13 protein-coding genes, 1 tRNA gene and 1 pseudogene are annotated in these 14260 nt (G+C 67.1%); 9 read left to right on the forward strand and 6 right to left on the reverse strand.

From position 1 onward, the window contains the following. Both MF610_RS14395 and MF610_RS14400 read left to right on the forward strand, forming a co-directional pair. Entirely contained in the window at nt 1-1224 is a 1224-nt protein-coding gene (locus MF610_RS14395) for a threonine synthase (RefSeq protein WP_242199212.1), read from the forward strand. 19 nt (nt 1225-1243) lie between these two features. Then, complete coding sequence (locus MF610_RS14400) at nt 1244-1690, forward strand: GNAT family N-acetyltransferase (RefSeq protein ID WP_242198597.1); 447 nt, start codon at nt 1244-1246, stop codon at nt 1688-1690. A gap of 382 nt (nt 1691-2072) precedes the next feature. Here the strand turns inward: MF610_RS14400 and ygfZ are convergent, their stop codons facing one another. Continuing rightward, a complete protein-coding gene (gene ygfZ, locus MF610_RS14405; RefSeq protein WP_242198617.1) occupies nt 2073-2822 on the reverse strand; it encodes a CAF17-like 4Fe-4S cluster assembly/insertion protein YgfZ in 750 nt (249 codons plus the stop codon). A 45-nt stretch (nt 2823-2867) separates the two neighbouring features. On the opposite strand from ygfZ, the gene MF610_RS14410 reads away from it, so the two are divergent. Beyond that, complete coding sequence (locus MF610_RS14410) at nt 2868-4199, forward strand: dihydroorotase (RefSeq protein ID WP_242198620.1); 1332 nt, start codon at nt 2868-2870, stop codon at nt 4197-4199. A 135-nt stretch (nt 4200-4334) separates the two neighbouring features. Here MF610_RS14410 and MF610_RS14415 read toward each other — a convergent pair whose 3' ends face one another. Continuing rightward, nucleotides 4335-5072 carry a DUF1134 domain-containing protein gene (locus MF610_RS14415; RefSeq protein WP_242198640.1) on the reverse strand — a complete coding sequence of 246 codons (738 nt, stop codon included), beginning with the start codon at nt 5070-5072 and terminating at the stop codon, nt 4335-4337. Between the two features lie 167 nt (nt 5073-5239). Here MF610_RS14415 and MF610_RS14420 point away from each other — a divergent pair. After that, nucleotides 5240-5332 (forward strand) — tRNA-Ser (locus MF610_RS14420). Between the two features lie 214 nt (nt 5333-5546). After that, nucleotides 5547-5894, forward strand: coding sequence for an Arm DNA-binding domain-containing protein (locus MF610_RS14425; RefSeq protein ID WP_339328534.1), 348 nt, complete (start codon nt 5547-5549; stop codon nt 5892-5894). 203 nt (nt 5895-6097) lie between these two features. Here the strand turns inward: MF610_RS14425 and MF610_RS14430 are convergent. The 3 genes and pseudogenes from MF610_RS14430 to MF610_RS14440 form a co-directional block, all read right to left on the reverse strand. After that, nucleotides 6098-7303, reverse strand: a pseudogene (locus MF610_RS14430) (IS3 family transposase). A gap of 79 nt (nt 7304-7382) precedes the next feature. Continuing rightward, the gene (locus MF610_RS14435; protein WP_242198646.1) at nt 7383-7655 is read right to left on the reverse strand and encodes a hypothetical protein; all 273 of its coding nucleotides are present in this window, start codon (nt 7653-7655) and stop codon (nt 7383-7385) included. A gap of 45 nt (nt 7656-7700) precedes the next feature. After that, entirely contained in the window at nt 7701-9797 is a 2097-nt protein-coding gene (locus MF610_RS14440; protein WP_242198649.1) for a TonB-dependent siderophore receptor, read from the reverse strand. 125 nt (nt 9798-9922) lie between these two features. Here MF610_RS14440 and MF610_RS14445 point away from each other — a divergent pair, with 125 nt between their 5' ends. From MF610_RS14445 to MF610_RS14455, 3 genes are read left to right on the forward strand one after another with little or no spacing between them, the layout of a single operon-like run. Beyond that, nucleotides 9923-10660 (forward strand): ABC transporter ATP-binding protein, encoded by a 738-nt coding sequence (locus MF610_RS14445; RefSeq protein WP_242198651.1) that lies wholly within the window; start codon nt 9923-9925, stop codon nt 10658-10660. Further along, nucleotides 10657-12093: an ABC transporter permease gene (locus tag MF610_RS14450; RefSeq protein ID WP_242198663.1), complete on the forward strand. Its 1437-nt coding sequence runs from the start codon at nt 10657-10659 to the stop codon at nt 12091-12093. The genes MF610_RS14445 and MF610_RS14450 overlap by 4 nt, the downstream gene beginning before the upstream one ends. After that, nucleotides 12093-13346: an ABC transporter permease gene (locus tag MF610_RS14455; protein WP_242198666.1), complete on the forward strand. Its 1254-nt coding sequence runs from the start codon at nt 12093-12095 to the stop codon at nt 13344-13346. Before MF610_RS14450 ends, MF610_RS14455 begins: the two co-directional genes overlap by 1 nt. Before the next feature lie 37 nt (nt 13347-13383). On the opposite strand, the gene MF610_RS14460 is transcribed toward MF610_RS14455, so the two are convergent. After that, on the reverse strand, nt 13384-13845 hold the full coding sequence (locus tag MF610_RS14460) for a hypothetical protein (protein WP_242198670.1): 462 nt from the start codon (nt 13843-13845) through the stop codon (nt 13384-13386). Between the two features lie 130 nt (nt 13846-13975). Between MF610_RS14460 and MF610_RS14465 the strand changes: the two genes are divergently transcribed. After that, nucleotides 13976-14212, forward strand: a complete 237-nt coding sequence (locus MF610_RS14465) for a DUF3253 domain-containing protein (RefSeq protein WP_242198673.1) — start codon at nt 13976-13978, stop codon at nt 14210-14212. The last annotated feature ends 48 nt before the right edge of the window (nt 14213-14260 follow it).

Below are 14260 nucleotides of genomic sequence, written 5' to 3' on the forward strand. Positions count from 1 at the left end.
ATGCAGGAAAATCTGACCGCCGACCGGCCGACCTTCGTCACCCATCTAGAATGTTCGATGACGGGGGAGCGCTATCCCGCCGACACGCGGCACAATCTGTCGCGCGCCGGGCGGCCGCTGCTGGTGCGCTACGATCTGGCGGCGGCGGGCGCGGCCTTGTCGCGCGATACGCTGTCGGCGCGCGACACCGACCTGTGGCGATGGCGCGAGCTGCTGCCGGTGCGGCACACGGGAAACATCGTCAGCCTGGGCGAGATCGAAACGCCGCTGATCCCCATTCCTCGTGCCGGCGGCAGCAATGTCTGGGTCAAGGACGAAGGGCGCCTGCCGACCGGCAGCTTCAAGGCGCGCGGGCTGGTGATGGCGGTGGCGATGGCCAGGGAACTGGGCGTCACCCGCATCGCGATGCCGACCAATGGCAATGCCGGCGCCGCGCTCGCCGCCTATGCCACGCGCTGCGGTATCGAGACGATCGTCTTCTGTCCCGAGGACACGCCCGAGGTGAACGTGCGCGAGATCGCCGCGCAGGGCAGCCGGGTGTGGCGGGTCAACGGGCTGATCGACGATTGCGGCGCGATCGTCGCCAAGGGCGCGGCGGAAGGGCGCTGGTTCGACTTCTCGACGCTGAAGGAGCCTTACCGGATCGAGGGCAAGAAGACGATGGGGCTCGAACTGGCCGCACAGCTTGGCTGGCGGTTGCCGGACGCGATCTTCTACCCGACCGGCGGCGGCACCGGGCTGATCGGCATGTGGAAGGCGTTCGATGAGCTGGAAGCGCTCGGCTGGATCGGGTCGGAGCGCCCGCGCATGTATGCGGTACAGGCATCGGGCTGCGCCCCGATCGTCCGTGCGTTCGAAGCGGGTGAGGAACATGCCGAACGCTGGGAGGACGCGCATACCGTCGCCGCGGGCATCCGCGTGCCGCGCGCGGTCGGCGACTTCCTGATCCTGCGCGCGGTCCGGCAATCGGGCGGCAAGGCGCTGGCGGTCGGCGACCCAGCGATCCTGAAGGCGGTCGACGACTGCGCCCGGCGCGACGGGCTGCTGCTGTGTCCCGAAGGCGGTGCGACGCTGGCCGCCTACCGGCAAGCTTTGCGCGATGGCGAGGTCGATGCGGAGGAGGAGGTCGTCCTGTTCAACTGCGCCACGGGTCTCAAATACCCCCTGCCCCCCGCCACAGCGACGCTCGACCGCCACACGCCGATCGACTTCGACGCGCTGTGACCGTGGTGCACGGCGCTCGATGACGGTCACGCTCCGCCGGGTCCTCCCCGAAGACCTGCCCGTGTTCTTCGCGCACCAATGCGACGTGGATGCTGCGGCAATGGCCGGGTTCACGCCGCGGGAGCGCGGGGCGTTCGACGCGCATTGGGAGCGGATTCTTGGCGGACTGGCGTTCGTAGCGCGGACCGTGGAGGTCGAGGGTGCGGTCGCCGGCTATGTCTCTGCCTTTCCTACCGAAGGGCGCGTGGAGATCGCCTATTGGCTCGGCCGCGACTACTGGCACAGAGGGATCGGGCAAGCGGCAGTCGCCATGTTCCTTGCTGAACAACGCGAACGCCCGCTGTTCGCGTCGGTGATCGACACCAACGGCGCGTCGCAGGCGATCCTCGAACGCAGCGGGTTTGTCGTGGTGGGCGAGGAGATTGGCGAAGACGGGGTGTGTGAGCGGAGGCTGCGCCTAGGCTAAGTCCTGATCCATCGCCATGGAACGTCGTCCCGGCGAAGGCTGGGGCCTCAAACGGCTCCTGTCCCGCGCTACGCGCGTAACATACTACGTCCTATCGACATGCAAACCGTACCCCTGCGCAGGCGGGGGTCCAGGGTAACGACAGAGCGACGTTTGGAGCTCTGAACCCCCGCCTGCGCGGGGGTACGCGTGGCAAGAGACGCACTTCACCTCTAGGATTGCATTCGGCCCCGTCGAACGCCGGTCGACGTTCAGCCCGCACCCCGGCGAAGGCCGGGGTCCAGTTGGGAACGCTTTTTCCGTACCGTACCGACGTCCCCCAACCGGGCCCCGGTCTTCGCCGTGGTACGGTTAGACCTCGTTCGCAACCAGCCGAAGCCGATCACCCTTCCGCCGGCTCGACCAGCGCCGCCACCAACCAGTCCGGCCGCAACGCCTCGCCCAGATCGTCGACCCGACGATGCTCGACCGCCAGCCCCAGTTCCGAATACACGACCCGCGTCCGCGGCCCCGCGACATCGGTCGGCACCACCACCAGCCGGCGATTGACCGTCGAGCGATAGTTCATCCGCGCGGTATTTTCCTGCCCGACATAGCACCCTTTGGTGAAGCTCACCCCGTGCAGCTCGCGCGCATTGCATTCCAGCCACAATGTCTGCCCGTCGCCCAGCTCCGCCCGCCCCTCGGTCACGCCGTGGCGCAGGCGGTGTTCGGTCCAGCCGTGCGCCGCGTCGCCCGGTGCCGCCAGCCACCGCCGGCCGAGCGCCGCCAGCCGCGGGTCCGCCACCCCCTGCTCGCCCACCGGCGACCAGTGGACGCCAAGCTCGGTCCGCTCGATCGTGATCGCGCGGCGCAGGCGGTACAGCGTCAGCCGCTTGGCCAGCGCATCGGCCACCTCGCCCTCGCAGTCGATCAGGATATCGTCGCCCTCGGCCCACAGGAGGAAATCGAACAACGCCTTGCCCTGCGCACTCAGCAATGCCGCCCACGCGGGCGTATCGGGCGTCACGACGCCCAAATCCTGCGTCACCAGTCCTTGCAGGAAGGCGCGCGTTTCGTCGCCGGCGATGCGCAGCACGGCACGATCGGCCAGCCAGGTTGCAGGGCCGGTGGCAGGGGTGGCATTGGTCATGGCGAACAGGTAGGACCGCGCATCCCCCGGTTACAAGAGGCGGCAGTGGCGACCTTCGATACCAAGCTCACCGGTGGCACCGTCCACCTTCCCTCCGGCCCGGCACAGGTCGATATCGGCATTACCGACGGCCGCATCGCCGGCATCGGCGTGACCGGCGACGCCGGGCGGACGATCGACTGTACCGGCCTCGACATCCTGCCCGGCGTCATCGACACGCAGGTCCATTTCCGCGAGCCCGGACTGGAGCATAAGGAAGACCTTGCCAGCGGATCGATCGCCGCGGTGATGGGCGGCGTGACCGCCGTGTTCGAAATGCCGAACACCAAGCCCGCGACCGATACCGAGGACGCGATCGCCGACAAGCTCGCCCGCGCCAAGGGTCGCATGTATTGCGACCATGCCTTCTATGTCGGCGCCACCGCGCGTAACGCGCACCATCTGGCCGAGCTGGAGCGCCTGCCCGGCACCGCGGGCGTGAAAATCTTCATGGGGTCGTCGACCGGCGACCTGCTGGTGTCGGAGGATGACGACCTGCTGCGCGTGCTGCGCTCCGGCCAGCGCCGCGTGGCGATCCATGCCGAGGACGAGATGCGGATGATCGCGCGCGAGGGCGAGCGGGTCAGCGGCGATCCCGCTTCGCACCCCGTGTGGCGCGACGACGAAAGCGCGTTGATCGCCACCCGCCGCATTCTGCGCCTCGCCCGCGAAGCCGGCCGCCGGGTCCATGTCCTCCACGTCACTACCCCGGCCGAACTCGAAGTGCTTGGAAGCAACAAGGACATCGCCTCGTGCGAGGTCACGCCGCAGCATCTGACGCTGGCCGGCGAGGACGCCTATCCGCGTCTGGGCACCTATGCGCAGATGAACCCGCCGATCCGTTCCGGCGCACATCGCGACGGGCTGTGGTATTGGCTGAACCAGGGCGTGCCCGACGTCATCGGCTCCGACCACGCGCCGCACACGATCGAGGAAAAGGCCAAGACCTATCCCGCCACGCCCAGCGGCATGCCCGGCGTACAGACGCTGCTACCGCTGCTGCTCAACCATGTGGCGGAGGGGCGGTTGACGCTCGCACGGCTGATCGACCTGACCAGCGCCGGGGCGCAGCGCATCTTCGGCCTCGCGGGCAAGGGGCGGATCGCGTTCGGCTATGACGCCGACTTCACCGTCGTCGACCTCAAGCGCCGCTGGACCGTCGAGGAAAGCTGGCTGGCATCGCGCGCCGGCTGGTCACCCTTCACCGGCGACACGCTGACCGGCCGTCCGGTCGGCACCATCGTCCGCGGCCAGACCGCGATGTGGGAGGCCGAACTGGTCGGCGAAGCGCAAGGCGCGCCGGTGCGGTTCGAATCGACCGCGTTCCGGCGGGACTAGGCCGCCGGAACCTCACCCCGGGCTCGTCCCGGGGTGACGCTTCCTAAGCGCCGCGGGCAAAGCCCGCGTCGTCGGTCGGGCGTTGCCCGCCGGCCGGGCTGGGGCGAGTCCCGCCGTTGCGGACCGCCCTGCGCCTTAAAACGGCAGCCACCGCTGCTTTTCGCTGAACCGCATATACCCGACATTGGCACCCAACCGCCAACCAACGCCCAACCGCACCGGGATCAACACCACATCCCCCCGCCGCAGATAGCTCGCCGAAAAGCCGCCGACGAAATAGGCGCGCCCCTCAGCCGCCGGGAAGCGCCGGTAGAGTTCCTGCGAATCGTACAGGTTGTAGACCAGCACGAAGACCTTGGTCGCATCGCCACCGACGTCGAAGCCGACCGACGGTCCGGTCCAATAGACCTGACGCTGCCCCTCGACCTTGTGGTTCATCACCCCCGAGCCATAGCGCAGCCCGACCACGAACGCGCCTGCCGCCTCGCGGCCCGCGATATAGGCGTTGGGCTTGCCCTGATCCTTCAGGATATTCTCGATGATCCCCGCCAGCCCTTCGGCACCCCGCCCGAACACGCCTTCGGCCGCACCGATCAGGTCGTCGCGCTCGAACGTGTCATTGGCGGCGGTCGTCGCGGTCGAACTCGGTGTGCCCTGCTGCACCGGCGGAACGGGCGTCGGCGCGGACTGATAGGCCGGCGGCACGGTCGATCGGGGGGCCGGCACCGGATCGGGCGTACGGACCGGCGCCGGCGCCTGTTGCGGCGCCAGATCGCCATCGATCGCGTCATTGGGGTCGACGGTGCGCACCTGTGCCTGCGCCGGCACCGCCAGCACCAGCAGGGGTGCCATCCACCCGATCAACCATTTCATCGCTCGGCTCCCCGCAATCATGCCCATCGTCGCCACGATAGGCGCCAAGCGCCTGTCCCTGCAATGAACGCGCGCCCGTCCGGCGTCGAATTACGATCAACGTAGGGAGTTGATCACCGCCACATCCCCCGCTATAGGCCCGCTCTCCAAGCCGCACGGCGCGCTTGGGAGACGTGGGTGAGTGGCTGAAACCAGCGGTTTGCTAAACCGCCGTAGGGGGATTACTCCTACCGAGGGTTCGAATCCCTCCGTCTCCGCCAATTTTGCGATCCGAAAGTCCGGAAAACCGCCTAAAACCCGCAGAAAACCGCCAATTTTTAGCTGGCGTTGGGTGTGCTTTCAGTCGGTAAGGATCGGCATGATTCCGCATTGATTTGCCTCCTGCTATATGAACCGCTGTAAGAACGGGAAGGCGGCTATTTGGCGGGTCTTTCCTGGCGTTGAAGGTAGCGGGAATGGCGGGAAAAGGCGGCAATCAAGGTATCGGCGGCAACCCAGGTCGATAGCGTCGGGCCAGGTTCTTACAGCGTGAAGGATGCACCCAACCTGATCTTGAAGGTAAAGCCGGCTGGAACCCGATCTTGGGTGTTCCGCTACTCGGCGAACGGCAAGGTCAAGGAAGTTGGGTTAGGCAAGGCCGGCAAGCGCGATGTTGGCTTGGCTGAAGCGCGCGACAAAGCTGCCGAAATGCGGAAAGCGATTCGTGAAGGCGTTGACCCCCGCACCACTCGCACCGCCAAGCACGATCCGGCGGCTATGACCTTCCGGCGGTATGCCGAACGCTATGTGGAAGGGCGCGAAGCTGACCACAAGGCCGGCTAGCAAAAGCACCGTTCAGCTAAGCACCTGGCGCAATGGTCAAGCACCCTTGAACGGTACGCTTATCCCGCAACCGGCTTTTCCATTGGCGATATGTTGCCGAAGGACATTAGCTATGCCCACATTGAGAACATCGCGCGGGCAAAGGACTTAGCGACTAAGGCCGAAACCAAATACTGATCTGGCCCCCGTTTGACCGGACGGGTTCAAGCGGTTGCAGAAACCAGTGCGCGATGCTCTCGCGGCGAGCGCATTTTGAGCCCTGAATGGGGGTGGTTGTCGTTGTAGTCCTCGATCCATCCGGCCAGCGATGTCAACGCGGTGAGCGCATCGGGCAGCGGCGAGACGCGGACGTAATCTCGTTTGAGGGTATGCACGAAGGCCTCGGAGACGCCGTTGGACTGTGGGCTGCGGACAGTGGTGAAGCAGGGTTTGAGGCCGAGCTGTCGGGCAAAGGTCCGCGTTTCGCGGGCGGTATAGGCCGAGCCGTTGTCCGACAGCATCTCGACCGGGATGGCGACGCGCATACCGCCGAAGCGGGTTTCCACGGCTTCCAGCATGATGTCGCGCACGTCCGAGCCGCTGATGCCCGCATTGGCGACCGCGCGCCACGATGATCTCGCGGTCATGGGCATCGATGATGAAGGCGCCGCGCACGACCTCGCCGTTCCAGCAGGGGAACTCGAAGCCGTCCGAGCACCAGCGCAGGTTCGAGCGGATCGCCACCACGACGCCGTCATGGCCATAGTCGGCCCGCTCGGTATAGCGCCGCGCCAGCAGCAGGCGGTCCGCCGCCATGATGCGGTAGACGCGCTTGTGGTTGACCGGCGCCAGTCCATCGGCGCGGCGCTGTCGATTGATGACCGCCGCGATGCGGCGGTAGCCGTAGGAGGGCCGCTGCGCGGCGATCTGGCGAATACGGGGCAGCAGGTCCGCGTCGTCGGCCTTGGCGTACGGCCCGCGCGTCCGGGTGCGGCCGGTCAGGCGGTCGTACACCGTCGAGCGCCCGACCCTGAGCGTCTTGGCGACCAGGCTCACCGGATAGTCTCCGGCAGCGGCGAGTGCATGAGCAAGCTCGCTTTTTTTGGGCGCGAGCGCTCCAGCGCTTCCTTCAGGATCTCGACCTCCAGCGTCTTGCGACCGAGCTGGCGCTCCAGTTCGCGGATACGGGTTTCCATCTCGCGGACCTGGCGATTGCTGGTCACGTCATCGTCGCTGGTGACCGCCACGCTTCCGCCCTCCAGCATCAGTCGTCGCCAGCGGTACAGCAGGTTGGGCGCGACACCGTTGCGGCGCGCCACGACCGATATGCTCTCGAGACCGTCGAGCGTCTCCTCGACGATCCTCAGTTTCTCGGCGGCACCCCAGTGACGGCGACGACCGCCGTCGGTGATGATCTCGGACACGGACATAAGCCTATGCTCAGGGGATAGCCCCAAGCCTCCTTCCTAGGCTTGAATCCGTCCGGTCGAAATGGGGGCCAGCTCAGCTTCACATCTGCGCGTTGTCCGGCTCGTTCACCACTTGGTACGTGCTGGCGGGGGGCATATAGTCGCTAAAATTGTAGACGCCGGGGCTGGTTTCGCAGTCCGCCCACATAGTATCGAAACGCGCGCTCTTGGCACCGCCCCCCTGCAACAGGTTCACGATCGTCTGCACCGGCAGCAGATTGCCGTTGAGGTGACGCTTGAACGAAACGCCGATCTTGGGAACCCAGTGCGGTTGAAGCGGACCGGCGAGGGCGACGCGCGGACCGGTAGCCATGACTGGTCTGCTCGGGGTTGCCGGCGGCGATCCGCCCGCCCCCCTTCACAGCGCCACGGCGACCCGTGCGCGGATCGTGCGTGGCGCCCCTGGGGTGATCCACACGTTCGAATAGCTGCTTTCGAGATAATAGGCGTCGAACAGATTCTCGCCATCGAGATGCGCCGACAGTCGCTCGGTCACCCGGTACGACAGGTTGAGCCGCGCGGTGACATAGCCCGGCAGGCGGAACCCGCTCGCCACATCGTCGCCCGGCCGGCCACCGACATAGGTGACACCGCCGCCGACGCCGACCGATCCGGCCTCCGCGCCGCGCGATTGCCAGAAGGCATAGGCCGCCCCGCTGTGCCGCGGAATGTTCGACAGCGCCGTCCCGTTCAGCCCGGGCCGCGTGTCGCGCGTGACCCGCGCATCGGTATGGGCATAGACACCGGTCAGCGTCAGCCGGTCGTCCAGCCGGTAATTCACATCCGCCTCGACCCCGCGACTGCGCGCCTCGCCGGTCGCGATCGAAAAGCCGGCATTGGCGGGATCGTTGACGAGGATGTTCTGCTTGGTGATCCGGAACAGCGAAACCGTGCCGGTAAGCCGCCTTGCCAGTGCGGCCAGCTTCAGCCCGCCCTCCCACGCCTCGCCGCGTTCGGGCGCGAACGGACCGGCGGCGGCATCGACGCCCTGGTTGAACCGGAACGACCGACCCCAGCTGACATAGACCGAGACATGCTCGCTCGGCGCGAAGGTGAAGGCGGCGCGTGGCGACGTCGCCTGCGGCGACTGGCGATCGGTCCGGCCGGTGCGGTAATTGACGTTGTCCTGATCGATCCAGTCGTGCCGAACGCCGAGCAGCAGCGAGAAGCGATCGTCGAGCCTCAGCAGGTCCTGCGCATAGACGCTCTGCCCCCGCAGCCGCTCGAGCAGGTTCTGGTTGAGCGGCGCGACCGGCTTGCGCTGGCCATAGACCGGCGCGAACACGTCGATGTCATAGGGTTGCGCCGCGCTGGGGCTGAAGCGGTAGAAGATGCGGCGCTGGTCGTAATCGAACGCATCGGCGCCGACGCGCAGCTGGTGCCCGATACCCAGCAGCGTGCGGTTCAAGCTCAATTCGACGCGGCCCGACACGTCCTGCCAATGATAGTCGTGGACCCGCAACTGCCGCCGCAGCCGCGTGCCGACCAGCGCGGCATTGTGCGTCGACTGGCCGGTCAGCGATCCGTCGCGATATTGCACCCCACTTTCCAGCGCGATGCCGGGGCCGAGATCGATATAGGCGGTCGCCTGATGCTGCGACGTGCGCTGGGTCATCGGGCCGTCATTCGGTTCGCCGAGGAAGCGGCTGCGCGGTAACGCCCGCCCGTTGCCGCCGACCGCGACCAGCCCGCGGTCGTGGGTGAAGTGGACCAGATTATATTCCAGCTGGTAGAGCAACCGCACCCGATCGCCGACCCGCCAGCCGAGCGAAGGGGCGATCAGCAGGCGATCATTGTGGACGAAGTCGCGAAAGCTGGCGCCGTCCTGATAGACGCCGATCACCCGCGTCGACACGCCGCCACCGACCGGCCCGCCCAAGTCGAAGCTGCCGCGCCAGATATCGAAACTGGCATAGCCGAATTCGCCGCCGGCATGGAAATGGTCCAACGGCGCCTTGGTCACGATGTTGATCGACCCGCCGGGTTCCCCCTTGCCCGACAGTGCCGATGCCGGCCCTTTCAGTACCTGGAAGCTCTCGACCGTCGCCACGTCACGACGGGCGTTGAACCCGCGATTGGCGCTGAAGCGGTTGATGAGCAGGTCCGGCCCCTGATTGATATCGCCCGAAAAGCCGCGGATCGCATAGGCGTCCCACGCCCCGCCGAAGCTGTTCTGCCGCGACATGCCGCCCGCCAGATCGAACAGCTGCGACAGGTCGGTAAAGCCGGTGCGTTCGATCAACCCCTCGTCGAGCAGGCGGACATTCTGCGGCAGCAGCTGCGGATCGACGTCGAGGCCGTTGATGCTGGCATTGGCCTGCCGCGATCCGGTAACGACGATGCCACCGACCTGATCGTCGGGGACCGGCGCGCCCTCCTTCGCCCACGCGCTCGCCGTCGCCAGCAGCGGTACGAGCATCAGGCCCGGTGCGAACCGGCGCAGGCGTGTCGTCATGAAGATCCCCCGATCGGTGATATAATGTTACTCATCCTGCTAAAAGCGGACGATCCCGGCCCTGTCAATGCAATGATACATCATCACTCTTGACGATATGTCCCGGGGGCGGGCAGGAAGGCGCCATGCAAACGCCCCCTGCCCTTTTGCCCGAAATCGCGATCGATCGCGCGACCCTTGCCTATGGCGCGCACCGCGTACTCGACGGACTGTCGCTATCGGTCGGTGCCGGCGAAATCTATGCACTGCTCGGCGGCAACGGCGCGGGCAAGTCGACGACGCTGTCGGCGCTGCTCGGTTTCGTCCACGCCGATGGCGGCAGCGTCCGGGTCGGCGGGATCGATCCGGCGACCGACCCCGATGCCGCACGGCGGCGGATCGCCTATCTGCCCGAAAATGTCGCGCTCTACGAACATCTGAGCGCGGTCGAGAATGCCGATTACCTGCTGGCGCTGTCGGGGGCGCCGCGATCGCGAAACGCCATCACCGATGCGTTGGCGGCGGCGGGGTTGCAGGAGCGGGCGTTCGACCAGCGGCTCGGCGGCTTTTCCAAGGGCATGCGGCAAAAGGTCGCGATCGCGGTGGCGCTGCTGCGCGAAGTGCCGGTGCTGTTGCTCGACGAGCCGACCTCCGGCCTCGATCCGCGCGCGACCGCCGATTTCAACGCCCTGCTCCACGCCGTCCGCGCGCGCGGCACCGCCGTGCTGATGGTGACGCACGACCTGCTCAGCGCCGCCGACGTCGCCGACCGCATCGGCTTCCTCGAACGCGGCCGCATCGTCGAGGAGGTCGCGGCCGAGGGCAGCGAACGGTTCGACGTGCGCGCGCTGCACGACCGGTTCGCAGGCGCGGCGCTGGCATGAGCGCGATCTCGCTGATCGCGCGCGACGAACTGCGACTGATGCGGCGCAACCGCGTCGCGGTCACCGCCGTCGTGCTGCTGCTGATCCTGACGCTGGTCGCGGTCGTCACCTCGTGGACCCATCAACAGGGCATCGCCGACAGTCGCGCCCGGCATCAGGCGGAGGCGAACCACGCGTTCGAGGCGCAGCCCGACCGCCACCCGCACCGCGTGGTCCATTATGGCCACTTCATCTTCCGCCCGCTGGGGCCGCTCGCCGCGTTCGATCCGGGTGTCGATGCGTTCACCGGCAACAACATGTTCCTCGAAGGGCATCGTCAGAACACCGCCAATTTCGGCGACGTCCGGCAAAGCTCGCTGCTGGTCCGCTTCGGGCAGCTGACCCCCGCCTTCGTGTTGCAGGCGGTGGCGCCGCTGCTGCTGATCTTCCTCGGCTATGGCGCGGTCGCGCGCGAAACCGAACGCGGCACGCTGCGCCCGCTGATGCTGCAAGGGGCATCGGCCAGCGCAATCGTACTGGGCAAGCTCGGCGCGTTGGGACTGGTCGCGATACTGGTCGGCCTGCCGGCGATGATCGGCTTCGTCCTGATCTCCGGACAGCCCGGCGCCCTTGCCGGGCCGATGGCGGTGATCGCGCTCGCCTATGCCGCCTATCTCGCGCTATGGGTGGTCGCCATCACGCTGGTGTCGATGCTGGTCCGCCGCCGCCGCGATGCGCTGCTCGCGCTGCTGGCGGTCTGGGCGGTAACCGTCGTGCTGCTGCCGCGCGTCGCGCCCGACATAGCGAGCGGCGCCTATCCGCTCGCCAACCGGTTGCAGACCGACGTCGCCATCGCCCGTGACCTGCGGCAGATGGGCGACAGCCACAATCCCGACGACCCGCATTTTGCGCAGTTCAAGGCCGCTGTCCTCGAACGATACGGCGTGACCCGCGTCGAGGACCTGCCGGTCAACTACAAGGGCCTGCTCGCGCTCGAAGGCGAAGCGATGACCAGCAAATTGTTCGACCGCTATGCCGGGCAGAGTTTCGCGACGCAGGCGTCGCAGAACGCGCTGGTCGCCGGCGTCGGCCTGCTTAGCCCGACGATCGCGCTGCGACAGGCATCGATGGCCGCGGCGGGCACCGATTTTGCCGGCCATCGCCGTTTTCTCGAACAGGCGGAGGCCTATCGCTACGCCCTCGTTCAGCGGCTGAACCAGCTACAGGCGGACGCGGTCAGCTATGCCGACGATACCGCCAAGGACGCTGGGGCCGACCGGCGCAAGCGGATCGGCGCGAACAACTGGCAGCAAATGCCCGAATTCGCCTTCGTCCAACCCGATGCCGCGACCCTGGTGCAGGCGAGCCTGCCGGGACTGGCGATCATCCTCGGCTGGCTGGCGCTCGGCCTTGCCGCGCTCGCGCTCGCCACCCGCCGGCTGGGAGCGAAATGATGGCGATCTGGCTCCATGAAACCCGGCTGCTGCTGCGTTCGCGCATGGCTGCCATCGCGCTGGTCCTGCTCGCCGTGCTCAGCACCGCCGCCGTCGTCGCGGGCATGGTCGAAATGGCGCGACAACGCGCCGCGATCACCGCGATCGCCGCGGCGCAGGCCGAGGATATCGGCGCCATCGCGACCTATGTGGATCGCGAGAAGGACGCCGGCAGCGCCGCCTATTACAGCTTCCACCCGACGTGGGACGCGCCCGCGCCGCTCGCCTTCGCCGCGATCGGCATGCGCGACGTCGCGCCCTATATCCTGCGCGTCCGTGCGCTGGGGCTGGAGGCGCAGATCTATGACGGCGACACCTTCAACGCCGAACTGGCATTGCCGGGCCGGTTCGACTTCGCCTTCGTGCTGGTGTTCCTCGCCCCCCTGTTCGCCATCGCGCTGTTCCATGACCTGAAGTCGGGCGAGCGTGAGGCGGGGAGAGCGCGAATGCTCGATGCGCTGCCGGGGGCGCGGCGGCTGTGGCTGCGACGCGGGCTGGTCCGATTCGCGTTGCTGCTGGTGGCATTGACCGTACCGTTCGTCGTCGGCGCGATCCTGTCGGGCGTCGCCATCGGCGCGCTGCTGCTGATCGTCACGGTGGCGGCGGGGTATCTGCTGTTCTGGATCGGGCTGTCGGCGCTGATATCGCGGTTGGGCCATGGTTCGACCGCCAATGCCGCGACGCTGGCCGGACTGTGGCTGGTACTCGTCCTGGTGATCCCGACGCTCGCCAATGTCGTCATCAATCGCGCCATCCCGGTCGACGAGGGCGCCAAGATCGCGCTGGCGCAGCGCGAGAACGTCCATCACGCATGGGAAATCCCGCGCGAGGAAACGATGCGCCGCTTCTATGCCCGCAATCCGGAATGGGCGGACTCATCGCCGCTCCCGGCCGGCTTCCATTACAAATGGTATTTCGCCTTCCACCAGAATGGCGACGACAGCGTCGCGGCTCGCGTGCAGGCGTATCGGGCGGGACTGGAACAGCGCGCGGCGACCGCCAACGCGCTCGGCTGGCTACTGCCCTCGATCGGCGTGCAGGCACTGCTGACGCGGCTCGCCCACACCGACCTTGCCGCCCAACTCGCCTATCAGGACCGCATCCGCGATTTCCACCGCCGGTTACGCCAGTTCTACTACGGCTACCTGTTTCGCGATCGACCCTTTGCCAAGGCGGACTTCGCCCGGTCGCCGACGTTCGACAGCGCAAGGTGAGCCGGTCGCGGACGTCGCACCGACGCTCCGCGGCAACCTACCGGACGTCCCCAACTGCCGGGGCGGAAGGCGCTGGCGGCAGGACGGTACAGATCCAGCTCGGGCAATCGCCAACCTCATATCGGACCACGACGATCGCACGCGGCGACCTTGCGTCGGGATCGATCAACTTCAGGCGTTTCGTCAGTTGAAGGGCGATGGGCGTTCCAACACCGGTTCGATCGTCTTCGTGATCCAGACGACACTTCTCCAACCTGTCACGCCTGACCGCGCAATTGAGGCTGACCTGCCAGTTCCGGTCGTGGCGCGGCAGGTTTGCGAACAGCGTTGCCGCATTCGCCTGATCCAGAATCGGACTTGCACGCAATGGGCGCGGAACATCGTCGCAAACGGGGTCGTCGCACAGAAAACCGATGATACTGAACGAACGGTCCGGCGAAACCAGCTCGACGGGTGCAGCGGCCGCCAGCGACACCATCAACGTAGCGGTCAACACCATCCGGAACGTCCCTGTATCGATCGGCAGGCATGATCGATCACGGCCGTATCCGCAATCCGCCCCATGCGCGCGCAAGGCAACAGTCCCGCTCCGGCTTGACCCGGGAAAGCGCCAAGCCGACACCATCGCGATGACCGATCCACGGGCCGCAGCGCTGTCCCTGCTCGAACGCCGCGCGTCGAACGCGACGATCTGCCCGAGCGAGGTCGCGCGCGCCATCGCGCCGGACTGGCGCGCGGCGATGCCCGACGTCCATGCCGCGATCGATGATCTGGTCCGTGACGGGCTGGTGCGACTGAGCTGGAAAGGGCAACCGCTCGCCACACGCGCCGGCCCCTATCGGATCAGCCGGCCCAACGACGACTGACCGGTTCCGCACCTCCCATCCGGACAAGCGTCTGCTCCGTCGACGAAC

The organism is Sphingomonas hankookensis, assembly GCF_022664465.1.
GTDB lineage: Bacteria > Pseudomonadota > Alphaproteobacteria > Sphingomonadales > Sphingomonadaceae > Sphingomonas > Sphingomonas hankookensis.